This window comes from Polaromonas sp. CG_9.5, assembly GCF_035984465.1.
GTDB lineage: Bacteria > Pseudomonadota > Gammaproteobacteria > Burkholderiales > Burkholderiaceae_C > Polaromonas.
Window position 1 is genome coordinate 81,481 of the sequence record NZ_JAXCHR010000012.1, and the last position, 23,178, is coordinate 104,658.

At 62.1% G+C, this 23,178-nt stretch carries 21 protein-coding genes and 1 tRNA gene; 7 read left to right on the forward strand and 15 right to left on the reverse strand.

Features of this window, described 5'->3' with window-relative positions; translation table 11 throughout:
- The first annotated feature begins 44 nt into the window (after nucleotides 1–44).
- The 5 genes from RCH06_RS11215 to RCH06_RS11235 all read left to right on the forward strand — a co-directional run bounded on the left by RCH06_RS11215 (nucleotide 45) and on the right by RCH06_RS11235 (nucleotide 6,131).
- Nucleotides 45–1,730, forward strand: a complete 1,686-nt coding sequence (locus tag RCH06_RS11215; protein ID WP_327081546.1) for an electron transfer flavoprotein-ubiquinone oxidoreductase — start codon at nucleotides 45–47, stop codon at nucleotides 1,728–1,730.
- A 49-nt stretch (nucleotides 1,731–1,779) separates the two neighbouring features.
- Entirely contained in the window at nucleotides 1,780–2,256 is a 477-nt protein-coding gene (locus tag RCH06_RS11220; protein ID WP_196870294.1) for a MaoC family dehydratase, read from the forward strand.
- 39 nt (nucleotides 2,257–2,295) lie between these two features.
- Nucleotides 2,296–4,077, forward strand: coding sequence for an acyl-CoA dehydrogenase (locus RCH06_RS11225; protein WP_327081547.1), 1,782 nt, complete (start codon nucleotides 2,296–2,298; stop codon nucleotides 4,075–4,077).
- Nucleotides 4,078–4,143: 66 nt separating this feature from the next.
- The gene (locus RCH06_RS11230; RefSeq protein WP_327081548.1) at nucleotides 4,144–4,461 is read left to right on the forward strand and encodes a DUF485 domain-containing protein; all 318 of its coding nucleotides are present in this window, start codon (nucleotides 4,144–4,146) and stop codon (nucleotides 4,459–4,461) included.
- Nucleotides 4,458–6,131 (forward strand): cation acetate symporter, encoded by a 1,674-nt coding sequence (locus RCH06_RS11235; protein ID WP_327081549.1) that lies wholly within the window; start codon nucleotides 4,458–4,460, stop codon nucleotides 6,129–6,131. Before RCH06_RS11230 ends, RCH06_RS11235 begins: the two co-directional genes overlap by 4 nt.
- Before the next feature lie 310 nt (nucleotides 6,132–6,441).
- Here RCH06_RS11235 and RCH06_RS11240 read toward each other — a convergent pair.
- From RCH06_RS11240 to RCH06_RS11260, 5 genes are all read right to left on the reverse strand, one after another.
- Nucleotides 6,442–6,529, reverse strand: a tRNA-Ser gene (locus RCH06_RS11240).
- A gap of 38 nt (nucleotides 6,530–6,567) precedes the next feature.
- Entirely contained in the window at nucleotides 6,568–7,902 is a 1,335-nt protein-coding gene (serS, locus tag RCH06_RS11245; RefSeq protein WP_327081550.1) for a serine--tRNA ligase, read from the reverse strand.
- 52 nt (nucleotides 7,903–7,954) lie between these two features.
- Nucleotides 7,955–8,905, reverse strand: a complete 951-nt coding sequence (locus RCH06_RS11250; protein ID WP_327081551.1) for a threonine/serine dehydratase — start codon at nucleotides 8,903–8,905, stop codon at nucleotides 7,955–7,957.
- Between the two features lie 3 nt (nucleotides 8,906–8,908).
- Nucleotides 8,909–9,910 carry a 4-hydroxy-3-methylbut-2-enyl diphosphate reductase gene (gene ispH / locus RCH06_RS11255; RefSeq protein WP_327081552.1) on the reverse strand — a complete coding sequence of 334 codons (1,002 nt, stop codon included), beginning with the start codon at nucleotides 9,908–9,910 and terminating at the stop codon, nucleotides 8,909–8,911.
- The gene (locus tag RCH06_RS11260; RefSeq protein ID WP_327081553.1) at nucleotides 9,907–10,392 is read right to left on the reverse strand and encodes an FKBP-type peptidyl-prolyl cis-trans isomerase; all 486 of its coding nucleotides are present in this window, start codon (nucleotides 10,390–10,392) and stop codon (nucleotides 9,907–9,909) included. The genes ispH and RCH06_RS11260 overlap by 4 nt, the downstream gene beginning before the upstream one ends.
- A gap of 189 nt (nucleotides 10,393–10,581) precedes the next feature.
- Here RCH06_RS11260 and radC point away from each other — a divergent pair, with 189 nt between their 5' ends.
- Nucleotides 10,582–11,256, forward strand: coding sequence for a RadC family protein (gene radC / locus RCH06_RS11265; protein ID WP_327081554.1), 675 nt, complete (start codon nucleotides 10,582–10,584; stop codon nucleotides 11,254–11,256).
- A gap of 38 nt (nucleotides 11,257–11,294) precedes the next feature.
- On the forward strand, nucleotides 11,295–11,969 hold the full coding sequence (locus RCH06_RS11270; RefSeq protein ID WP_327081555.1) for a Smr/MutS family protein: 675 nt from the start codon (nucleotides 11,295–11,297) through the stop codon (nucleotides 11,967–11,969).
- Between the two features lie 277 nt (nucleotides 11,970–12,246).
- On the opposite strand, the gene RCH06_RS11275 is transcribed toward RCH06_RS11270, so the two are convergent.
- The 10 genes from RCH06_RS11275 to RCH06_RS11320 form a co-directional block, all read right to left on the reverse strand.
- Entirely contained in the window at nucleotides 12,247–12,678 is a 432-nt protein-coding gene (locus tag RCH06_RS11275; protein ID WP_327081556.1) for a group II truncated hemoglobin, read from the reverse strand.
- An 18-nt stretch (nucleotides 12,679–12,696) separates the two neighbouring features.
- Nucleotides 12,697–15,258, reverse strand: coding sequence for an ABC transporter permease (locus RCH06_RS11280; RefSeq protein ID WP_327081557.1), 2,562 nt, complete (start codon nucleotides 15,256–15,258; stop codon nucleotides 12,697–12,699).
- A gap of 209 nt (nucleotides 15,259–15,467) precedes the next feature.
- Nucleotides 15,468–16,547, reverse strand: coding sequence for a formate dehydrogenase accessory sulfurtransferase FdhD (locus RCH06_RS11285; RefSeq protein ID WP_327081558.1), 1,080 nt, complete (start codon nucleotides 16,545–16,547; stop codon nucleotides 15,468–15,470).
- Nucleotides 16,548–16,618: 71 nt separating this feature from the next.
- Nucleotides 16,619–17,008, reverse strand: a complete 390-nt coding sequence (locus RCH06_RS11290) for a hypothetical protein (RefSeq protein WP_327081559.1) — start codon at nucleotides 17,006–17,008, stop codon at nucleotides 16,619–16,621.
- A gap of 21 nt (nucleotides 17,009–17,029) precedes the next feature.
- Nucleotides 17,030–18,238, reverse strand: coding sequence for a formate dehydrogenase subunit gamma (locus RCH06_RS11295; RefSeq protein WP_327081560.1), 1,209 nt, complete (start codon nucleotides 18,236–18,238; stop codon nucleotides 17,030–17,032).
- Nucleotides 18,239–18,249: 11 nt separating this feature from the next.
- Nucleotides 18,250–18,480 (reverse strand): hypothetical protein, encoded by a 231-nt coding sequence (locus tag RCH06_RS11300; protein ID WP_327081561.1) that lies wholly within the window; start codon nucleotides 18,478–18,480, stop codon nucleotides 18,250–18,252.
- On the reverse strand, nucleotides 18,477–19,097 hold the full coding sequence (gene fdh3B / locus RCH06_RS11305) for a formate dehydrogenase FDH3 subunit beta (RefSeq protein WP_327081562.1): 621 nt from the start codon (nucleotides 19,095–19,097) through the stop codon (nucleotides 18,477–18,479). The genes RCH06_RS11300 and fdh3B overlap by 4 nt, the downstream gene beginning before the upstream one ends.
- A gap of 12 nt (nucleotides 19,098–19,109) precedes the next feature.
- Nucleotides 19,110–22,085 carry a formate dehydrogenase subunit alpha gene (locus tag RCH06_RS11310; protein WP_327081563.1) on the reverse strand — a complete coding sequence of 992 codons (2,976 nt, stop codon included), beginning with the start codon at nucleotides 22,083–22,085 and terminating at the stop codon, nucleotides 19,110–19,112.
- Nucleotides 22,086–22,130: 45 nt separating this feature from the next.
- Nucleotides 22,131–22,379, reverse strand: a complete 249-nt coding sequence (locus RCH06_RS11315) for a formate dehydrogenase (RefSeq protein WP_442799643.1) — start codon at nucleotides 22,377–22,379, stop codon at nucleotides 22,131–22,133.
- 161 nt (nucleotides 22,380–22,540) lie between these two features.
- A complete protein-coding gene (locus RCH06_RS11320; protein WP_327081564.1) occupies nucleotides 22,541–23,155 on the reverse strand; it encodes a TorD/DmsD family molecular chaperone in 615 nt (204 codons plus the stop codon).
- Between the last annotated feature and the right edge of the window lie 23 nt (nucleotides 23,156–23,178).

Here is a 23,178-nt window from a genome sequence, read left to right on the forward strand (position 1 = left end):
GCGCACGACTGTCGTGCGCAACAGGCCTTTTTTACTTAAGAATCATGACTCCAGCAGACATCCTGGCCCGGTACGGCCCCCGAGAAGCGATGGACTACGACGTGGTCGTGGTCGGCGGCGGGCCCGGCGGCCTGTCGGCGGCCATTCGCCTGAAGCAGCTCGCGGCTGAGCAAGGCACCGAGCTTTCCGTGGTCGTGCTCGAAAAAGGCTCCGAGCCCGGCGCGCACATCCTCTCGGGCGCGGTGATGGACCCCCGGGCCCTCACCGAGCTGATCCCCGACTGGAAGGCGCTGGGCGCGCCGCTCACGCAGCCGGTCACCGCCGACGAGGTGCTGTTCCTGAGCGAGACCGGCTCGACCCAGACCCCGGCCTGGCTGGTGCCCGACTGCTTTCACAACGAAGGCAACTTCGTCATCAGCCTGGGCAATGTCACGCGCTGGCTGGCAGCGCAAGCCGAAGCCTTGGGCGTGGAGATCTTTCCCGGCTTTGCCGCTGCCGAGGTGCTGTACACCGACGCGGGCGCGGTCCGGGGCGTGGCCACCGGCAACCTGGGCGTGGGCAAGGACGGCGAGCCCACGGAGAGCTTTCAATTGGGCATGGAGCTGTGCGCCAAGTACACGGTGTTTGCCGAAGGCGCACGCGGCCACCTGGGCCGCCAGCTGATCGCCCGCTTCAAGCTCGACGAGGGCAAGGACCCGCAGGCCTACGCGCTGGGCGTGAAGGAGCTGTGGGAAATCGACCCGGCCAAGCACCAGAGCGGCCTGGTGGTGCACACCGCCGGCTGGCCGATGGACAGCGACACCTACGGCGGCGGTTTCCTGTACCACCTCGAAGGCAACCAGGTCACGCTGGGCTTTGTCACCGGGCTGGACTACACCAACCCTTATTTGAGCCCGTTCGAGGAAATGCAGCGCTGGAAGACACACCCGGCCATTCGCAAATACCTGGAAGGCGGCAAGCGCATCGGTTACGGCGCGCGGGCCATCACGGCCGGCGGCGCGCTGAGCCTGCCCAAGACGGTGTTTCCCGGCGGCGCGCTGATCGGCTGCGAGGCGGGTTACCTGAACGCCAGCCGCATCAAGGGCAGCCATGCGGCGATCAAGACCGGCATGCTGGCGGCCGAGGCGGCGTACGCGGCGGTCGTGGCCGGGCGCGAACACGATGAACTCGACGCCTACCCCGCCGCTTATGAAGCCAGCTGGCTGGCCCAGGAGCTCAACCAGGCGCGCAACTTCAAGGCCTGGTTCAAAAAAGGCGTGTACATGGGCTCGTTCATGACGGGCGTGGAGCAGTGGCTGCTGCCGCGCATCGGCATCAAGAGCCCGCCGTGGACGATTCACCGCACCCAGCCCGACTACGCGATGCTCAAGCCGGCGGCCGAGTGCCAGCCGATCGTTTATCCGAAACCCGACAACCAGCTGACCTTTGACCGCTTGACCTCGGTGTTCATCAGCAACACCAACCACGAGGAAAACCAACCCGCGCACCTGACCTTGAAAGACGCCAGCGTGCCGGTCAATGTCAACCTGGCGACCTACGCCGGCCCCGAGAGCCGCTACTGCCCGGCCGGGGTGTACGAGTACGTGAAGAACCCGGACAACTCCGACCGGCTGCAGATCAACGCGCAGAACTGCGTGCACTGCAAGACGTGCGACATCAAGGACCCGACGCAAAACATCGTCTGGGTCACGCCTGAAGGCGGCGGTGGGCCCAACTACAGCGGCATGTAAGGCCGTTTCCAACCCTTCAACCCTTCAATCCACAACACGAGACATCGACATGAACGACCTGAACGGCTACGACATCGAAGACCTGAGCGTGGGCATGATGGCGGTCTTTTCCAAGACCATCACCGAAGCCGACATCGTGCTGTTTGCCGGCGTGTCGGGCGACACCAACGCCATCCACATCAACGAAGAGTACGCGGCGACGACGGCGTTCAAGGGCCGCATCGCCCACGGTTTCCTGTCGGCCAGCGTGATCTCGGCGGCAGTCGCCAACCGCTTGCCCGGCCCCGGCGCCATCTACATGGACCAGCACCTGAAGTTCCTGGCGCCAGTGCGCCCCGGCGACACCGTGCACGCCACCGTCAAGGTGCGCGAGGTCATCGCCGACCGTGGCCGCGTGGTGCTGCACACCACCTGCAGCGTCAGGGGCGTCGTGGTCATCGATGGCGAAGCGCTGGTGAAGGTCGATTCGTCGGTCCGGCGTGCCGCCAAGGCCTCAGCCCTGCTGGCCGCCCCGGCCACCGCCTGACCTCCTCAATCATTCAAGCATCACACCAGAAAGCACCCCATGAGCTACCAAGCCCCCCTGAAAGACATGCTGTTCGCCATGCAGGAACTTGCCGGCCTGCCCAGGGTCAGCGCCCTGCCCGGCTTTGAAGACTATGACCTGGACACCGCCCAAGCCGTGCTCGAAGAGTCGGCGAAATTTTGCGAAAGCGTCGTCGCGCCGCTGAACTGGGAAGGCGACCAGACACCGAGCAGCTGGAAAGACGGTGTCGTCACCACTACGCCCGGCTTCAAGGACGCCTTCAGGCAGTTTGCCGAAGGCGGCTGGCAAGGCGTGATCCATCCGGCAGAATTCGGCGGCCAGGGCTTCCCGAAGCTGATCGCCACGCCCTGCGCCGAAATGCTGCATGCCGCCAACATGTCGTTCGCGCTGTGCCCGATGCTGACCGATGGTGCCATCGAGGCGCTGCTGGTGGCCGGCAGCGACGCGCTCAAGCGCAAGTTTGCCGCCCGCCTCATCAGCGGCGAGTGGACCGGCACCATGAACCTGACCGAGCCGCAGGCAGGCTCGGACCTGGCCGCCGTGCGCAGCCGCGCCGAACCGCAGGCAGACGGCAGCTACAAGGTGTTTGGCACCAAGATCTACATCACCTACGGCGAGCACGACATGACCGGGAACATCGTTCACCTGGTGCTGGCCCGCGTGCCGGGCGCGCCCGAGGGCGTCAAGGGCATCTCGCTGTTCGTGGTTCCCAAGTTCCTGGTCCATGACGACGGCAGCCTGGGCGCGCGCAACGACGTGCATTGCTCAAGCATCGAGCACAAGCTCGGCATCAAGGCCAGCCCGACCGCCGTGCTGCAGTTTGGCGACCACGGCGGCGCTGTCGGCTACCTGATCGGCGAGGAAAACCGCGGCCTCGAATACATGTTCGTCATGATGAATGCCGCCCGCTTTGCCGTCGGCATGCAGGGCATCGCGATGGCCGACCGCGCCTACCAAAAAGCCGTGCGTTTTGCGCATGACCGCGCCCAGAGCCGCGACCTGGCGGGATCAAGCGGCCCGGTCGCCATCATCCACCACCCCGATGTCAAGCGCATGCTCCTGACCATGCGCGCGCATGTCGAAGGCGCGCGCGCCCTGGCCTATGTGGCGGCCGCCGCCAGCGACGCGGCGCACCACGCCAGCGGCGAATCCATCCGGGCGCACCACCAGGCGATGTACGAGTACCTGGTTCCCGTGATCAAGGGCTTTTGCACCGAGATGTCCATCGAGATGGCCAGCCTGGGCGTGCAGGTGCATGGCGGCATGGGCTACATCGAGGAAACCGGCGCCGCCCAGTACCTGCGCGACGCCCGCATCCTGACGATCTACGAAGGCACCACCGCCATCCAGGCGAACGACCTGGTGGGCCGCAAGACATTGCGCGACAAGGGGGTCGTGGCCAGGTCGCTGTGCGACCAGATCGCCAGCACCGAGCAAGACCTTGCCGCGCTCAACAACGACGACTGCACCGCCATGCTGGGTGCCTTGCGCCAGGGCCGGCTGGCGCTTGAAAAGACCATCGACTTCATGGTCGCCAACGGCAGGAGCGAGCCCAAAACGGTGTACGCCGGCGCGGTGAACTACCTCAAGCTGGCTGGCGTGGTGTTGTGCGGCTGGCAGATGGCGCGCGCCCTGATGGTGGCGCAGGACAAGCTAGACAGCGACCCGGCGTTTTTCACCGCCAAAGTGGTCACCGCCCGTTTCTACGCCGAATCGGTGCTGACGCAGGCGCCCGGTCTGGCCCAGGGCATCTGCCTGTCCGGCCCGACCACCAACCGCATGCCGGTTGACCTGTTCTGAACGGCAGGCTGCGCTACCCCAGCTTTGCGCAAGAAATTCAATTGTTTTTTTAATGGAGGATGAAGCATGAGCTCTGAAATGTATGCCCGGATTCGATTGAATCCGAAATTCAAGGAACTGGTCAGCAAGCGCGAGCGCCTGGCCTGGACGTTAACCGGCATTGTGCTGGTGCTGTTTTTTGGCCTGTTCCTGACAGTGGCCTTCAACCCGGCGGTGCTGGCGATCCGCCTGGGCGACAGCTTTGTGACCACCGGCCTGGTAATTGGCCTTTTCGAATTCGTGCTGTTCTGGGCGTTGACGGCGTATTACGTGATCCGCGCCAATTCGGAATTTGACGCGCTGACCGAAGCGCTGCTGCGCGAATCCATGAAAGCAAAAAAATGATCAAAACACTTGTAAAACTGGCCGCCGGCCTGCTGGCCCTGGGCGCCACCGGCGCGGCAATAGCCGCCGGCGCTGTGGACATCACGCAAAAGCAGCCGCTCAACGTACCGGCGATCATCATGTTCGCCGTCTTTGTCGGCATGACGCTGGGCATCACCTACTGGGCGGCCAGCCGCACCAAGACCGCTTCGGACTTCTACACCGCAGGCGGCGGCATCACCGGCTTTCAAAATGGCCTGGCCATGGCCGGCGACTACATGTCGGCCGCCACCCTGCTCGGCCTGACCGCGCTGGTGTTCACCAACGGCTACGACGGCTATCTGTTCATGATCGCCTTCTTTGTCGGCTGGCCGGTCATCCTGTTCCTGATGGCCGAACGCCTGCGCAACCTGGGCAAGTTCACCTTTGCCGACATCACCTCCTACCGGCTGGACCAGGGCAAGGTCCGCACGATGGCGGCCATCGGCTCGCTGACGGTGGTGTGCTTCTACCTGATCGTGCAGATGGTCGGTGCCGGCCAGCTGATCAAGCTGCTGTTCGGCCTGGACTACCACATCGCCGTGATCGTGGTCGGCGCCCTGATGGTGGTGTACGTGACTTTCGGCGGCATGGTGGCTACCACCTGGGTGCAGATCATCAAGGCGTGTTTGCTGCTGTTTGGCGGCACGGTCATCACGGTGCTGGCGTTTTCGCAGTTCGGCTTCAGCTTCAACACCCTGGCCGCCAAGAGCATCGAGATCCACAAGCTGAAAGACATGCTGTTCGCCCCCGGCAAGCTGCTGCAGGACCCGGTCAATGCCATTTCGCTGGCGCTGGGCCTGATGTTCGGCCTGGCCGGCCTGCCGCACATCCTGATGCGCTTTTTCACCGTCAACAATGCCAAGGAAGCGCGCAAGTCGGTGCTGTACGCGGCCGGGTTTGTCGGGTTTTTCTTCAACGTGATTTTGCTGATGGGCCTGTGCTCCATCGTCATCGTCGGCACCAACCCCGACTTCTTCGAAGGCGGCACGGTGGGCGGCAAGATCATCGGCGGCGGCAACATGGTGGCCATGCACCTGGCCAAGGCCGTGGGCGGCGACCTGCTGCTCGGCTTCCTGGCGGCGGTGGCTTTTGCGACGATTCTGGCGGTGGTGTCGGGTCTGGCATTGGCCGGCGCATCCGCCATCTCGCACGACCTGTATGCCCGCGTGATCAAAAAAGGCAATGTGTCCGAAGCGCAGGAAATCAAGGTGTCCAAAATGGCTTCCTTCGGCATCGGCCTGATCGCCGTGGTGCTGGGCATTGCCTTTGAAAAGCAGAACGTGGCCTTCATGGCAGCGCTGGCCTTTGGCATTGCAGCGGCGGGCAACTTTCCGGTGCTGTTCCTGTCGATGTACTGGAAGGACCTGACGACGCGCGGCGCGCTGGCGGCAGGTTATGGCGGCTTGACGGCTGCGGTGGTGCTGGTGGTGCTGTCCAAATCCGTCTGGGTGACGGTGTTCGGCTATAGCGCACCCATCTTCCCGTACGACCAGCCGGCCTTGTTTGCCATGCCTTTGGCTTTCCTGCTGGGTTATGTGTTTTCCATCACCGACAAGAGCCCACGCGCCGCCAAGGAGCGCTTGGCTTATGCGGACCAGTGGGTCCGCGCCCAGACCGGCTTTGGCGCCGATGGCGCCGTCAGCCACTGACAGGCCCCTGAGCTAATGAAAAAGCCCCGAGTTTCGGGGCTTTTTTTATGGACTTATTGCATTTTCATTTCAGGGCGACAGTTTTTGTGGCCCCGGCATCGTGTTTGGGGCTGCGTCATCGCGACGGCCGCAGGCTGTGGCGATGCATCGTTGATTCAGCGGGGGCATGGATTGCCGCGCTACGCTCGCAATGACGATGCGCTGAACCCTCTGCAATAGCCGACAACCCAAAAAAAGCCCCGTAACTTATCAAGCTACGGGGCTTTTTCTAAAATTTCAGGACTTCCTGGGATGTCTTGAAACTTATCCTTGGAGGAGAGGGAGGGATTCGAACCCTCGGAACCTTACGGTTCGCCTGATTTCGAATCAGGTACATTCGACCACTCTGCCACCTCTCCAGTGTCGATTGCAGATTCTAGCAGGCTGCAAAGCCGGTTCAGGCCGCTTGCGTTAAAAGAGTTGTCAGGCCGCCCATGTAGGGCTGCAACACCGCCGGAATCTCGACACTGCCGTCGGCGCGCTGGTAATTTTCCAGTACGGCCACCAGCGTACGCCCTACGGCCAGACCTGAGCCGTTCAGGGTGTGAACAAACTCGTTCTTCCCTTGGCCATTCTTGAACCTGGCCTGCAGACGCCGGGCCTGAAACGCTTCGCAGTTGGAGATAGAGCTGATTTCGCGGTAAGTGTTCTGCGCCGGCAGCCACACTTCCAGGTCGTAGGTCTTGCTGGCGCCAAAACCCATGTCGCCGGTACACAGCAGCATGACGCGGTACGGCAGGCCAAGTTTTTGCAAAATCACTTCGGCGTGGCCTGTCATTTCTTCCAGCGCCTCATAGCTTTTGTCAGGATGCACGATTTGCACCATTTCGACCTTGTCGAACTGGTGCTGGCGAATCATGCCGCGCGTGTCGCGGCCGTAGCTGCCGGCTTCCGAGCGAAAGCACGGCGTGTGGGCCGTAAATTTCAGCGGCAGTTGCGCTTCCGGCACGATTTCATCGCGCACGAAGTTGGTCAGCGGCACTTCGGACGTGGGAATCAGGTACAGCGCGGCGTTTTCGGCCTGGCCTTCCTGTCCGCCTTTCTTGGCAGCAAACAGGTCTTCCTCGAACTTGGGCAACTGGCCGGTGCCGCGCAATGAGTCGGCGTTGACGATGTAGGGCACGTAGCATTCGGTGTAGCCATGCTCTGCGGTTTGCACATCGAGCATGAATTGCGACAGCGCGCGATGCAGTTTGGCCAGCGGGCCTTTCATGACGGTAAAACGCGAGCCGGTCAGCTTGGCGCCCATCTCGAAGTCCAGCCCCAGCGGCTGGCCGACATCGACATGGTCTTTCGGCTCAAAGGTCAAGGCGGCAGGCGAGCCGCCCAAGCCTTCGACCAGGCTCCATTTGCGTACTTCGACATTGCCAGCCTCGCCGATGCCCTGCGGCACGCTGTCGTGCGGCAGGTTGGGAACGGCCAGCAGCAACGCCTGCATTTCGACCTGAATCTGGTCGAGCCGGACAGCAGAAACCTCCAGCTCGGCCTTGGACTCGCTGACCAGTGCCATCACGGCGCTGGCGTCTTCGCCCTTGGATTTGAGCTGGCCGATTTGCTTGGACAGCGTGGTGCGCTGGCTTTGCAACGCTTCGGTCTTGATCTGGACGGCCTTGCGCTCGGCTTCGAGGGCCTGAAACGCCTCGACATTCAGGAAAGTTTGCGGATTTTTGCGCGTCTCCAGGCGGGCAATGGCAGAGGGCAGGTCTTTACGGAGGAGGTTGATGTCAAGCATGGGGTCGATTCTATTTTGTGCCGCCAGGGCCGGAATGAGGCGGCGGCAGGGTTCAGTTCAGGCTGGCGGGATCAAGGTTGGCACCGCAAATGACCAGGCAGACGGTTTCATTGGCACGCGGTACATAACGGCCGCTTTGCAGCGCCGCCAGCGGCAAAGCCGCTGCCGGCTCGACGGCCAGCTTGAGTTCTTGCCAGAGCCAGCGTTGCGCAGTCCGGATGGATTCGTCGGTCAGCAGCAAGGCATCGCGCACATGCGCTTGGGTCGCTTCCCAAGCCAGCGCGCCGATGCGCCGGGCACCCAGCGAATCAGCCGCAATGCCGCTGACAGCCACATCGACCGGCTGGCCGGCTTCACGCGCCCGGAACAGCGCAGGCGACAGTTCGGGCTCCAGCGCCACGACGCGGCTGCGCTGGCCAAACCAGCTGGCGACGCCGCCAATCAAGCCGCCGCCGCCCACGCTGACCAGCACCGCGTCCGGCAAGCCGCCCTGCGCTTCGATTTCCAGCGCCATCGTGCCGGCACCGATCAGCACTTCGGGCTGGTCGTAGGCATGCGTCAACAACGCGCCGGTTTCCTGCTGACGCGCCACACAAGCCTGCAGCGCATCGGCATACGCCGCGCCGCCGACCACCACGCGCGCGCCCAAACCCGCCAGCCGGGCGCGCTTGGCTGGACTGGAGATTTCGGGCACGAAGACTTCGCAAGGCACGCCCAGTTCACGCGCTGCCGCCGCCGTCGCAATGCCGGCGTTGCCGCCCGACGCCACGATCACGCCGCTGGCTGGAATCGGGTTGGACAGCAGGCGGTTGAGCATGCCGCGCGCCTTGAAGCTGCCGCCGGTCTGCAAATGCTCCAGCTTGAGCCAGACTTCGGCGCAGTCGATGCTTAGTGCCTTGCCGGGCAGCTTCCAGAGTGGGGTTTGACGAATAAAGTGGCTGTAGCGCAGGCTGAACGTGCGCTGGCAGCTCTCTATTTGATAGCGACCTACAGGACTTTCCATCAATCAGTTCAACTGGTGCAACTGGCTGTCTTCGACTTCCAGTTGCTGGCCGTGCGCATCGAGCTTCAGGCCTTTGGGCAAAGGAAACTTGATGGTTTCCTCGACGCCGTCCATCTTGCGAATCGACACGGCACCCAGCGCCTTGATGCGGTCAATCACCTGTTTGACCAATATCTCGGGGGCCGACGCGCCTGCCGTCAGGCCAACCCGGCTCTTGCCCTCAAACCATTCCTCGCGCAGCTCGCTGGCGTCATCGACCATATAGGCCTCGGTGCCGAGCTTGGCGGCCAGTTCACGCAGGCGGTTGCTGTTGGAGCTGGTCGGGCTGCCAACCACAATCACGATGTCAACCTGCGGGCTGAGCAGCTTGACGGCGTCCTGGCGGTTTTGCGTGGCATAGCAGATGTCCTGCTGTTTGGGCTTGCGCACCTGCGGAAACCGGGCCACGATGGCCGCGCTGATTTCAGCCGCATCGTCGACGCTCAGCGTGGTTTGCGTGACGACCGCCAGCCGCTCGGTTTGCAGCGGCGTAATGCGCGCCACGTCGGCCACGTCTTCAACCAGATGAATGCCGCTGTCGAGCTGGCCCATGGTGCCTTCGACCTCGGGGTGGCCCTTGTGGCCGATCATGATGAACTCGTAGCCTTCCTTGTTCAGCTTGGCGACCTCGACATGCACCTTGGTCACCAAGGGGCAGGTGGCGTCGAAGATCTGGAAACCCCGCGCCCTCGCCTCTTCCTGCACGGCCCGGCTGACGCCATGGGCGCTGAACACCAGCGTGGCGCCAGGTGGCACATCGGACAGCTCTTCAATGAAAATCGCGCCCTTGACCTTCAGGTCGTTCACGACGTAGGTGTTGTGCACGATCTCATGGCGAACGTAGATCGGGGCGCCGAACTTGGTCAGCGCCCGCTCGACGATTTCAATGGCGCGGTCCACGCCGGCGCAAAAGCCGCGCGGCTCGGCCAGCAGGATTTCTTCCAATTGCGGTTTTATCGTGTTCATAGGATGCCAATCACCTGCACTTCAAACTCCACCGGCTGGCCAGCCAGTGGATGGTTGAAGTCAAACTGCACGGCGTCGCCGCCCTCTTTGACCTGCTGCACCGCGCCCGCGTACTGGCCCATGCCGTCGGGCGTCGGAAACTGCACCACATCGCCTGCGCTGTAACGCTCGTCGGGGTCGCCCAGTTCATTGAGCAGCTTGCGCGCCACCCACTGCAGCAGTTCCGGGTTGCGCTCGCCAAAGGCCTCGCCGGCCGCCAGCTGGAACGTGGCGCGCGTGCCTTCGGCCAGGCCCAGCAGACGCGCCTCGATGGCGGGCGACAACTCGCCGTTGCCCAGGCTGAGCGTGGCGGGCTTGCCGTCAAAGGTGTTGATGATGCTCGCGCCGCCCGGTGCCGCCATGCGGTAATGCAGCGTCAGGAAAGAGCCGGGCTGAACCACGGGCGGTGCAGCCGTCAAAGTGGGGGATTGCAGGGTAGACATAAGGCCTTCGGGCCAGCCAGGGTGGGCCGGCAACATTTGCTGAACTGCCGCTATTGTAGAAAGCCAGGCGTGCCCGGGTCGCCCTGCGCGGCTTGTCATGCTTTTCCAGGGGTCACGGCGCCGTTGGCGCAATGCCCTGCTGCATACTCGATTTACTTTTTTTTCAAAATTTCACGCAGCCCCTCCCCCATGCTCCTCAAAGACCTGCCTGCAGACACCCGTCCGCGTGAAAAACTGCTGGCCCGTGGCCCCGGCGCGCTCAGCGATGCCGAACTGCTGGCGCTGCTGCTGCGCACCGGCCTGCCCGGCAAAAATGCGCTGCAGATGGGCCAGGAACTGCTGGACAACTTTGGCGGTGTGGCGGGTCTGCTGCACACCGGCCATGAATCGCTCAAATCCATCAAGGGGCTGGGGCCGGCCAAACGCGCTGAAATCGTCGCCGTGCTGGAACTGGCGCGCCGCGCACTGGCCGCCGAATTGAAGGAAAAGACGCTGTTTGACACGCCGCAAGCGGTGCGCGACTACCTGCAGCTGCAGCTGGGCAGCCGGCCGCACGAGATTTTCGCGGTGCTGTTTCTGGACAGCCAGCACCGGCTGATTGCGCTGGAAGAGATGTTTCGCGGCACGCTGACGCAAACCAGCGTCTACCCGCGCGAGGTGGTGATCCGCGCGCTGGCGCTCAATGCTGCCAGCGTGGTGCTGGCGCACAACCACCCGAGCGGCGCGGCCCAGCCATCGCGCGCCGACGAGATGCTCACGCAAACCCTCAAGACCGCCCTGGCGCTGGTTGATGTGCGGGTGCTTGACCATTTTGTGGTGACGGCTTCGCAGGCAGTTTCCATGGCCGAGCTGGGACTGCTTTAGCATCGTGGCATTTTGTCCCTCCTGCGATCCTCTCCACCATGCATTCGCCCTCCTCCCCGCAGCCCAAGGGTTTGCTGATCCGGGACTTTAAAGACCTCAAGCTGGTGCGGCGTGAGCTGGAGGCGCGCGCCCGGCAAGAAGCAGAACGACTGGCCGCGCTGGCCGCCATCGCCGCACGCATCAAGGCTGAAAAAGAGTTGTTTTCGCGCGCGGTCGGGCGCGTGATGGCGTTGGCACCGCAGCACCGGCCCGGCCAGAAAGCCAGTGTGCTGCGCGCCAAACCGCCACCCATTGCCGAGCAGCAGCGACTGGACGAAGCCTCGGTGATGCGCGAGGCCCTGTCAGACGAGTTTGATGTGGAAACCCTGCTGCACACCGACGAAACCCTGAGCTTTCGCCGCCCCGGCATGGGCCCGGACGTGGTGCGCAAGCTGCGCCAGGGCAGCTGGAGCATTCAGCGCCAGCTCGACCTGCACGGTTTTCGGCGTGAAGACGCACGCGATGCGCTGGGCGCTTTCATCCGCGAAGCCAACAAGGCCGGCGTGCGCTGCGTGCGCGTGGTGCATGGCAAGGGGCTGGGTTCGCCGGGCAAGACGCCGGTGCTCAAGGGCCGGGTGCAAAGCTGGCTGATCCAGAAGCAGGAAGTGCTGGCCTTCGTGCAGGCCCGCCCCGCCGAGGGCGGTGCCGGAGCGTTGGTGGTGCTGCTGGCGTAGCATTTTTCCGGCTTGACGCCGCCGCGCGTTACTCTTTATTTAATAGCTGGCAGCGCCCGTGCAGCCTGCGCAAAGCACCTGTTTCTTCAAAAATCTACGGCAGATAACCCGTACAAAGCAGACCCAGCCCGCAAATGCCGTCGCATTGACACCACTTGCATGGTTTTTGGGGCCGTTTTTAATTAAATTTTCGATCAAATAGCATCCTTGCGCAGCACCGGCGGGCGCAAGCAGCTATTGTTTTTATAGTGCGCAGGCATCTGAAATGCGACCGCGCTTATTCGCCCCGGTTGCGCATCCAGTCGGCGGTCTGGAAAAACGAAGCATTCAGGCGCGTGCGCAAGTCCTCATCCACGCCAGTCTCCCTCATGGCCTGATCCATGCAGGCCAGCCACTGGTCGCGCTCTGCAATGCCGATGCTGCCGCCGCCGGTGTTTTGCGGCATGTGGCGCATTTTCAGGCGCGGATGGCCGAAGCGGTCGGTGTAATGCTGCGGCCCGCCCAGCCAGCCGCACAAAAACCAGAACAGCCGCTCGCGCGCGTTGTCGAGCGTATTGCCGTGGGCGGCGCGCAAGACGGCGTAGCCTGGCTCCAGCTCCATCAGGTCATAAAAGCGTTCAACCAGCGCCTTGACGCGTGCTTCGCCGCCTATCCAGGCGAACGGGGTTTCAAAAGGCGGCGCTTTGGCGGGTTGTTCTTCTGCGGGCATGCTGTGAATTCAGAAGTCTTATTGTGATTTACGCAGCGTTTCAACCACTGGCGTGTTGAGCACGGCACGCAGCCCCCACCAGCCCGCCGACAGCGCCAGCACCGCACCGGCCAGGCTGCCAAACAAGGGCACCGTCCAGGAACCGGTCCAGTTGAAGTCAAACACATAGCGCGCCAGACCCCATCCCACCGCCAGCGCCACCACCGACGCCAGAAAACCGGCCAGCAAGCCGACGCCCGCCAATTCCGCGCGCTGCACCTGCCGCAGCAGCGACGCACGCGCACCGACGGCGCGCATGATGGCGAACTCTCTAGCGCGTTCCTCGCGGGTGGCGGTGATGGCGGCAAACAGCACCACCAACCCCGCCGCCAGCGTAAAGCCAAACAAAAATTCAACCGCGCGAATCACCTGGTCGAGCACCCGCTGCACTTGCGCCAGCGTGGCGCTCATGTCGACATTGGTGATGTTGGGAAACGCCTTGACCAGCGCATTGTCAAAGCTGAGCGCACGGGCTTGCCCCGCCACCGGGGCGGCCGCTTCGGGCGCGCGATAGGCGCTGATGAAGGTGACCGGCACTTCGGCAGGCAACTGGGCCACCGGGTACATGACAAAGAAATTGACATGCATCGAGCCCCAGTCGACCTTGCGCAGGCTGGTGATTTTGGCCTCGCTGGTCTGGCCCGCAATGTCAAAGCGCAGGCTGTCGCCGAGTTTCAACCCCAGCGTTTTGGCCAGCCCTTCTTCAACGCTGAGGGCGTTCGCTTCATTGGCGGTCCAGCGGCCCGCAATAATTTCGTTGTGACCGGGCTTTTCGGCGCTGTTGGACAGGTTGAACTCGCGGTCGACCAGCCGCTTGGCGCGGTCATCCTCGAAATTGTCAGGGGTGATGTCCTTGCCGTTGATGGCCACCAGCCGGCCCCGAATCATCGGATACCAGTCGAACTTTTTCACGCCGCCGTCGCGCAGCGCCTGCTGGAACGCGTTACCCTGGTCGGGCTGCACGTTGATGACGAAACGGTTGGGCGCATCGGCCGGCGTAGCCTGACGCCAGCTACTGATCAGGTCGGTGCGCAGCAGCACCAGCAGCATCAGCGCCAGCAGGCCAACGGCCAGCGCGCTGGTTTGCACCACGGCATAGGCCGGGCGTGCCGACAGTTGGCGCGTCGCCAGCACCAGCCAGCGCGGTGCCGTGGTTTCGCTGACACTGGCGCGCAGCAGCCTGACAGCGGCATAACTGGCAGCGGCAAACACCACCACCGCGCCGGCAAATCCACCGACGGCAATCAAGCCCAGCTTCAAGTCACTGCTGGCGGCCAGCAGCAAGGCCACAAACCCCAGAATGCCCACGCCCAACACCAGCATCGAGACCGGCTTGAGGTTGCCAACATCACGGCGAATCACCCGCAGAGGCGGCACCGACGCCAGTTGCAGCACCGGGGGCAGGCCAAACGCCAGCAGCAGCGTCAGCCCCATGCCCATGCCAAACGCCACCGGCCAGAGCGTCGCTGCCGGCAGCGTGCTGGAAACCAGCCCCGCCAGCAGCAGCACAAACGCGTAATGCACGGCAAACCCCAGCGCCACCCCCAGCGCGCTGGCGATCAGCCCGGCCAACACAAACTCAAAGGTGTAAGCCAGCGCAATCGTGCGCTGCGGCTGACCCAGCACGCGCAGCATGGCGCAATCGTCCAGGTGCTTGGCGGCAAAACTGCGCGCCACGATGGCCACGGCGACGGCACTCAGCAGCGCCGCCAGCAGGGCCACGAGGTTGAGAAATTTTTCAGCGCGGTCCAGCGTCTGCCGCATCTCGGGGCTGCCGCTTTCCAGCGATTCCAGCCGCGCGCCACGCAAGCGGGTGGCCGCATCGGGCTTTTTCAGCTCGGCTTCAGCCCACTGCACATAGGCCTTGACGGCTTTGCCATCACCGGCCACGGCAAAACGGTAATTGGTGCGGCTGGCCGGCTGGATCAGGCCGGTGGCCGCCACGTCAAGCTGGTTGATCATCACGCGCGGCGAAAAGCTGATGAAGCCCGCGCCCCGGTCCGGCTCCTGCACGATGACGCGGCTGATGGTGAAACTGGCGTCGCCCATCAGCAAGGGCTGGCCAGGTTTGAGGCCCAGCGAGTCCAGCAACGAAGCATCGGCCCACGCCGTGCCGGGCGCGGGAATGTCGCGGGTGGTTTGCCCTGCGGAATCAAGCGTGTTGGCCACCGTCATGCTGCCGCGCAACGGGTAGCCGTCGGGCACGCCCTTGAAGGCGACCAGCTTGCTGGCGCCGCCGTCTTCGTCGCGCGCGCGGGCCATCGTCGGAAAGGTGACGGTGGACACGGTTTTCAGGCCCAACGCCTGCGCTTTTTCGACAAAAGCGGCCGGAATCTGGCCGTCGCTGCGCACCACCGCGTCGCCGCCCAGCAACTGAAGCGCATCGCGCTGCAGCCCGCCATTGAGCCGGTCAGCAAAAAAACCAACCGCCGTGAGCGATGCCACCGCCAGCGTCACAGCCACCATCAACAGCCGCAATTCGCCAGCCCGCAAATCGCGCAGCAGGGTTTTCCAGCCGAGCGTGAGAAAAAGTGTGTTCATGGCAAGACCTTAGCGCAGAAGTACAAGCCGGTGCGCGGCGAAGCGTTGATTCGGGCTGGCTGACGGGTTATTGGGGTGGGCGCAAACGGGGTACGCGGCGGCGACTGGTCGTGAATTTCGCTTGTTTTTAAGCAAAAAGTGCCTGTGGTGCTTGCTGTGCGTGCGCAAGCAGCTATTGAAAAAATAGCAAGTAAAGGCCTGTGCTGGCCTTATTCCGGATTTTTTTCAGCGGCAGGAGCGGCGTTCAAGGCAGAAGGCATCACAACCAGACCCGGCTCCAGTTGCAGGCGCTCGGCGTGGGTGTAGCAAAGAAACCGTTTGTTGGTGGCCCGGCCAATCGCGCACAGGCCGACCAACTGCGCCACCTGGTGGCCCATTTGCGTGATGCCGCTGCGCGAGACCACGACGGGCACACCCATCTGCGCCGACTTGATGACCATTTCGCTGGTCAGACGGCCGGTGGTGTAGAAAACCAGGTTCTGGGTGCTTGAAGCCGGGGCGCCCTCACCCCGGCCCTCTCCCGGAGGGAGAGGGAGCAAGGCGGGGCCGGCATCCGGCGAAGCTTCAGGGGCGGCGTGGAGCGTTGACTCTCCCACCAAGCCAGGGCCGCAGGACCGGCTTTGCCGGACTGCAGGCGCAGCAGCCCCCTCGGGGGGCAGCGCAGCACACGCAGTGGCAAGCGTGGGGGCCCTATTCATCCACATCCAGCCGGCGATGGTGTCGATGGCGTTATGGCGCCCGACATCTTCCACAAACAGCAGCATGTCGGCTTCGCCGGAAGCGGTTGAAAACAGCGCACACGCATGCACCGAGCCGGCCGACTTGTAGGTGGTTTCCTTGAGCCGGATGGTGTTGACCAGCCCGTAAAGCTGGCTTTGCGTGATGGCCGCGTCTGCCGGCAGCGCAATCTGGTCGACCTCGTCCATCAGTCCGCCAAACACGCTGCCCTGCCCGCAGCCAGTGGTGACTACACGGTGCGCGGTTTTTTCCTCGATGTCGGCGATGCCGTGGCGCGTCTTGACGGCGGCGGCACCCACTTCCCAATCGACCGTGATCGACTCGATATCGGCCACGTCACGCACAAGGCGCTGGTTGCGCAGGTAGCCCAGCACCAGCAGCTCGGGGTTTGCGCCCAGCGTCATCAATGTGACCAGTTCGCGCTTGTCGACATACACCGTCAGCGCGCGTTCGGCGGGAATCGAGACTTTTTGCCGTTCGCCAAATTCGTTGACGGCGTCGATTTCGCTGGTCAGCGGCGCGCGGGCTTGCGTCAGATAGGGAAGTGTCATGGAAAAAAGATTACCGTAAAAAAGGCCGGTACCTTGCAGCCCGGCCTTTCAGGGAAAAAAGAAACGAAAAATCAGGGCTTTTTGGCCGGATTGAGAACGGCATCGGGCACCGTGCTGCTCGGCGGGCTGGCCGCCGTGGTGGCTGGCGAATGCGCACCTGACGCCTCAATAGGCTTGGGTGCCTCAGCGGGTATATAGGCAAAAGTGCCCGGATCTGCACAGGGCGGCGTGGCCGTCGCCGGCTTGGTTTCCTTGCCAGCCGCCTGGGTGGAAGTCATATAGCGTGCGGCCACCCGGTCTTGCGCCTGACACAGCTGATAGGAATCGACTTTGCCAGCCCATGCGGCCTTGGCGGCGGCTTCGTCGGACTTGGTTTTGGCCTCTGGCGTGGGCGAAGGGAGCTTGGCCGCTGCTAGCGAACAGGCAGCCAGCAGCAGGCTGGTGATCAGGTATTTTTTCATGGCAATCCTTGGCTCTTGTCTTTATGCCTGAACCGCCGGGCTGGCAGGTGGCACGGGTTGGCTGCGCTGCGCAGGAATACGGCCCGCCTTGACCTCGTCATACCAGTATTTGTGGTGGTCTTTGGCCCAGGCTTCGTCCACATAACCGGTTCTCATGGCTTTGTAGGCATCCTGCATGCCGATGGTGCCCAAATAAATATGCCCCATGAACATGGCCATCATGAACACCGTGGCCACGGCATGCACCATGTGCGCAATTTGCATGGTTCCCCGCTCATACACCAAGCCGGGCACTATTTTGTCGAGCACGAAACCGGAGGACACCACAATCAAACCCAGGAAAAACACGCCGGCCCAGAAAACAACTTTCTCGCCTGCATTGAAGCGGTTGGAAGCAGGCTCATCACCTGAAAACAGGCCGCCACCTTTTCGCAACCAGTTCAAGTCGCCCTTTTGCGGCCAGTTGTCGCGTAAAAATGTAAAAAATACAATCACCAACGACACGGCAAAAAGGGGGCCGGCAAAGTTGTGCATGTTTTTGAGCACATAGGTCAGCCAGCCATACAGCGTGCCCCCCGTGACCGGCAGCATGAAGAACTTGCCAAAGGCCATGACCAGACCCGAGATAGCCAGAATGGAAAAAGCCACCGCGTTGGACCAGTGCGCTGCGCGTTCAAAGGGCGTGAAACGCTCGATCTTTTTTCCGCTGTCAGGCGTGTGGTTCTTGATCGAACCCTTGCTGAAATAAAACAGCGCAATGGCCAGCACCACGATGACCAGCAGCGCGCCGCCATAAGGAATCAGCCAGTTGTTGCGTACCTGTCGCCACGCTTCGCCCGCATTGGTCAGGCGCGAACCGGGGTATTGCACAAACGGCTGGATCAGGTTGCCGGCTTCGGGTGCCTGGCTTTTGGGCAGGCTGCTGTAGCCGGTGACACCCGCACCGACTTGCCGCCACATGGGGGCGTTGTTGCCGGGCTGAACCTTGGCGCGCTCGCCATTGGTCTGGCTGGCATAACCGGGAAGCTCGCTGGCGTCAGGCTTGACTTCAAAAATGTTCTGGCCCTGGATGCCGCCCATGGCAGCCGGCGCGCCGGGTGCGGGCTGGACGACGGCAGGCGCTTCTGCCGTTATGGCAGGTGCGGAAGTGACAGCTGCCGGGGCCTGCGCAGCCGCTGATCCCGCCAAGCCAATTGCTACTAAAAACAGAGCTAATTGCGCATGTTTCATAAGGGCTCCGATCAGTTTATCTTGGAGTACTCGTTCTGGGTGTTTTGCATGCGGGCTTTCAGCCCCTGCTCCCAGCTGCGCTTGTCACCGGCATTCCAGCCCGGCGCGACAAACGGGTTTTTCGCGCCATCGAACGCGGCCACATGGCCTTTGTTACCGCCCAAAGTCTGCGGTTTTTCACCGCAAGCGGACAAACCCGCCAAGGCGACCAACACCGGAATCAACAAAATAAGCCGTTTCATGGTTTCGCTCCTGCTGGTGGCTGGCCCGCCTGTTTGGAACCATAAGCCGTGCCCCAGCCCCAGACTTCGGCACCTTTGCCGCGCTGCACGACACGGTTGCGGAAAATATCCGCCACCACATCGCCATCTCCGGCCAGCAGCGCCTTGGTCGAGCACATCTCGGCGCAGGCGGGCAACTTGCCTTCTGCCAGACGGTTACGGCCGTATTTTTCAAACTCTGCCTGGCTGCCGTTGACTTCGGGGCCGCCAGCGCAAAAAGTGCATTTGTCCATCTTGCCGCGCACACCGAAGGTGCCGGTAGAAGGAAACTGCGGCGCGCCAAACGGGCAGGCATACGAGCAGTAACCGCAGCCGATACAGATGTCCTTGTCATGCAGCACCACGCCTTCATCGGTGCGGTAAAAGCAGTTGACGGGGCACACGGCCATGCAAGGTGCGTCGCTGCAATGCATGCAGGCGACAGAAATGGATTTTTCACCAGGGACACCGTCATTGAGCGTGACCACTCGGCGGCGATTTACGCCCCACGGAACTTCGTTTTCATTTTTGCAGGCGGTAACGCAGCCGTTGCATTCGATGCAGCGCTCCGCGTCACAGACAAATTTCATACGTGCCATTTTTATTCTTCCTTATGCGCGTTCGACATTGCAAACGGTTGTTTTGGTTTCCTGCATCATCGTCACACTGTCGTAGCCATAGGTCGTTCCGGTGTTGATGGCCTCTCCGCGCACCACCGGCGCAGCGCCTGTGGGGTAGTAGGCCAGCATGTCGGCGCCCTGCCAGCGTCCCGAGAAATGGAAGGGCATGAACACAGTGTCAGGACCGACGCGCTCAGTAACCAGCGCCTGCACATTGAGGCGTGCACCGGTTGGCGTGCTGACCCAGGCGCGTTCACCATTGCGGATGCCTTTTTCGGCCGCCACCTTGGGGTTGATCTCGATGAACATTTCCTGCTGTAACTCGGCCAGCCAGGGGTTGGAACGGGTTTCCTCGCCGCCGCCTTCGTATTCGACCAGCCGACCCGACGTCATGATCAGCGGAAATTTCTCATGCACCTTGTCGGCGATGTTCTTGTCCTGCAGGGTTTTGTACAGTGTCGGCAGGCGCCAGAAGGTCTTCTTGTCATCATGCGTCGGGTACTTGGCCGCCAAGTCAGGCCGGGTGCCATAAAGCGGTTCCCGGTGCTGCGGAATCGCATCAGGGAAGTTCCACACCACGGCCCGGGCCTTGGCATTGCCAAAGGGATAGCAGCCATGGTTTTTCATGACCACGCGGATGATGCCACCCGACGAGTCGGTCTTCCAGTTCTTGCCTTCTGCCGCCGCTTTTTCAGGCTCGCTCAGTTCAGCCCACCATCCGAGCTTTTTCATCAGCAAATGGTCAAATTCGGGGTAGCCGGTAGTGATGTCGGCGCCCAGCGAATGCGAGCCGTCTTCGGCCAGCAGCGTCTTGCCTTCGCGCTCGACGCCGAAGTTGGCGCGGAAGTTGCCGCCGCCGTCCATGACATGCTTGGAAGTGTCGTACAGATTGGGTGAGCCGGGATGTTTCATCTCTGGCGTGCCCCAGCACGGCCACGGCAGACCGAAATAATCACCCGTGGTGTCATAACCCGATTGCTTGTCCTTGCCGCCCTTGGACTTGAGCGTCTTGACGTCAAACAGGTGCATGCTGCGCATGTGCGCCTTCAGGCGTTCGGGGCTCTGACCGGTGTAGCCGATGGTCCAGCAGGACCTATTGATCTCACGCAGGATGTCCTCGGGCACGGGTTCATCCATGCCCTTGACTTGCTGCATCTTGAAGTTTTTCGACAACTCCTTGCCAAAGCCCAAGCGGTCGGCGAACTGCTGCATGATCATGTGGTCGCTGCGGCTTTCCCACAACGGCTCGATGACCTTCTCGCGCCACTGCACCGAGCGGTTCGAGGCGGTGCAGGAGCCGCTGGTTTCAAACTGTGTGGCGGCCGGGAGCAGGTAGACGGCGCGGTTCGGGTTCAGGTCTTCGGCCTTGCCCGGCATGGCGGCCATCGCGGCGGTGGCCGACGGGTACGGATCCACCACCACCAGCAGGTCGAGCTTGTCCATCGCCCGCTTCATCTCCAAGCCGCGAGTCTGCGAGTTCGGCGCGTGGCCCCAGTAGAAGACGCCGCGCAGGTTGGAATCCTGGTCGATGAATTCGTTTTTCTCCAGCACACCGTCAATCCAGCGGGACACGGTGATGCCCGGCTTTCCCATCATGGCGGGTGAAGCGTACTTGGCCTTGATCCAGTCGAAGTCCACACCCCACACCTTGGCGAAATGCTTCCACGAACCTTCAGCCAGACCGTAGTAACCGGGCAGCGAGTCGGGATTGGGTCCGACATCGGTGGCGCCCTGAACATTGTCATGGCCCCGGAAAATATTCGTACCGCCACCGGACTTGCCGACGTTGCCAAGCGCCAGTTGCAGGATGCACGATGCGCGAACGATGGCATTGCCGGTGGTGTGCTGTGTCTGCCCCATGCACCAGACGACCGTACTGGGCCGGTTCATGGCCATCATCTGGGCGGCCTTGAAAACCTGAGCTTCGGGGACACCGCAAGCCTCTTCCACCTTGTCGGGGGTCCACTTGGCCAGCACTTCTTCCCTGATCTTGTCCATTCCATAGACGCGATCATTGATGTACTTCGTGTCTTCCCAGCCGTTTTTAAAGATGTGATGAAGCATGCCGAACACGAAAGGAATGTCCGAACCGGAGCGAATGCGGATGTACTCGTCAGCTTTGGCCGCCGTTCGCGTGAAGCGCGGGTCGACCACGATCATCTTGCAGCCGGTTTCCTTGGCATGCAGCATGTGCAGCATGCTGACCGGATGGGCTTCGGCGGCATTCGAGCCAATGTACAACGCGCACTTGCTGTTTTGCATGTCGTTGTATGAATTGGTCATGGCTCCGTAGCCCCAGGTGTTGGCAACGCCGGCCACCGTGGTCGAGTGGCAGATGCGGGCTTGATGGTCGCAGTTATTGCTTCCCCAGAAACTCATCCACTTGCGCAGCAAATACGACTGCTCATTGTTGTGCTTGGAAGATCCAATCACATACAAGGAGTCCGGGCCACTTTCCTTGCGCAGCGCCAGCATGCGTGCAGTGATTTCATTGAGGGCCGTGTCCCAGCTGATGCGTTCGTACTTGCCGTTGACCAGCTTCATTGGGTAGCGCAGGCGGTATTCCCCATGACCGTGCTCGCGCAGCGCGGCACCCTTGGCGCAGTGCGCACCCAGATTGATGGGCGAATCGAATACAGCTTCCTGCCGCACCCAGACACCGTTTTCAACGACGGCATCCACTGCGCAACCGACTGAGCAATGCGAGCAGATAGTGCGCTTGACTTCAATTTTGGAATTGCCGCCCGGTTCGCCGGGAGCCGCTGCGCTGGCTTTTTTAACCAGCGAAAGCTGGGTCGCCGCCAGCCCTACGCCAACGCCGAGGCCCGACCGCCGCAAGAACGAACGTCGGTCCATGGTGGGCAGAGCGTGGGACAGGCCGCGCGTCAGGCTTTGCACAAAGCGCGGTGAACCCGCACGGTGCGGTGTCAAGCCAGAAAGGCCGGGTGATTTTTTCGTGAGCAGCATGAAGCTCTCCATGAGAATTGAAGAACGAATATTCGGAAAGTGGAATCAGACGCGCGCGGTCTTGTAATAACGCTCGACATGCTCCGAGGCGCTGTAGCCGCCGCCTTTTTCAGGCGCCGGCTTGGGTGCCGCAATGGCGACTTCAGCAATCTGCACTCGCGGCAGCGCCATCACGGCAGCAGCGGCTGCGCCGGTGGCTGCTGCACCAAAAAAGAAACCCCTGCGTGAGGGTTTGGGATGGCTTTCCTGCATGCTTTGCTCCATGAAATTTTGGTGGTATGTGACTATTTTCATAACTCTACTTTAGACGTGGGCGCACCACAATGGTTCACGTAAACACAACCCTGAAACTAAGGGAAAACCACGAAAAATTTGACGTTTTTTTAACGACGCGCCGGTTGGTGGAAACATTCATCATGTGGAAATGGCACTCAATGCACTGCAAGTAAAAGGCTTCAGTCCAGCATGTCAAAACCCTGCGTTTCAACGTTGATAAAGGCTTGCGTAAAGCCGCAAAGCGTACGGTAGAAACGCGCCTTAGGATGCAGCATGACCGCCTCGCACATCATGAAAAACCAGGGCTGCACATGGCGCGTAAAAAACGCCCGCTGGCGCGTCAGATTGGCCACTTCGACATCGTCGCCAGCGATCAGGTAACGCATGACTTCGCACAGGTACGCAGCATGGTCTTCGGTCTCGGACATGTCGCCGTCGCGCGCCAGGCCAAGGTCCGCCAGGTCGGTGCGCAGCGCTGCCAGCGGTTTTTCATTCAAGAAGCCGCTGAGGTAGTGGGAGCCGAAAAGATAGACCTCGGGCTTGCCCACGCCGCCGAACAGGGCGTCGTATTCACGGCGGGTGTCGGCCAGCGACTGTTCACGTGCAACGGCAATCAGTTCGCCCCAGGGGCTTTCAAGCAGCGCGCCGGCGGCCGGGGCTTCAGTCACGGCCACGCGCAGCCTGTCGTACAGGTCAGAAGTGGGCGCCGCATAGAGCAATGCGGCGAGCAGTCCGTAGACCTCGGCACGCGCGGTTTCTTCGTCGAGGGAGGCAGCGGTGAGTTGGGCTTGCATGGATCGTTGCCTGTGGGCTGGAG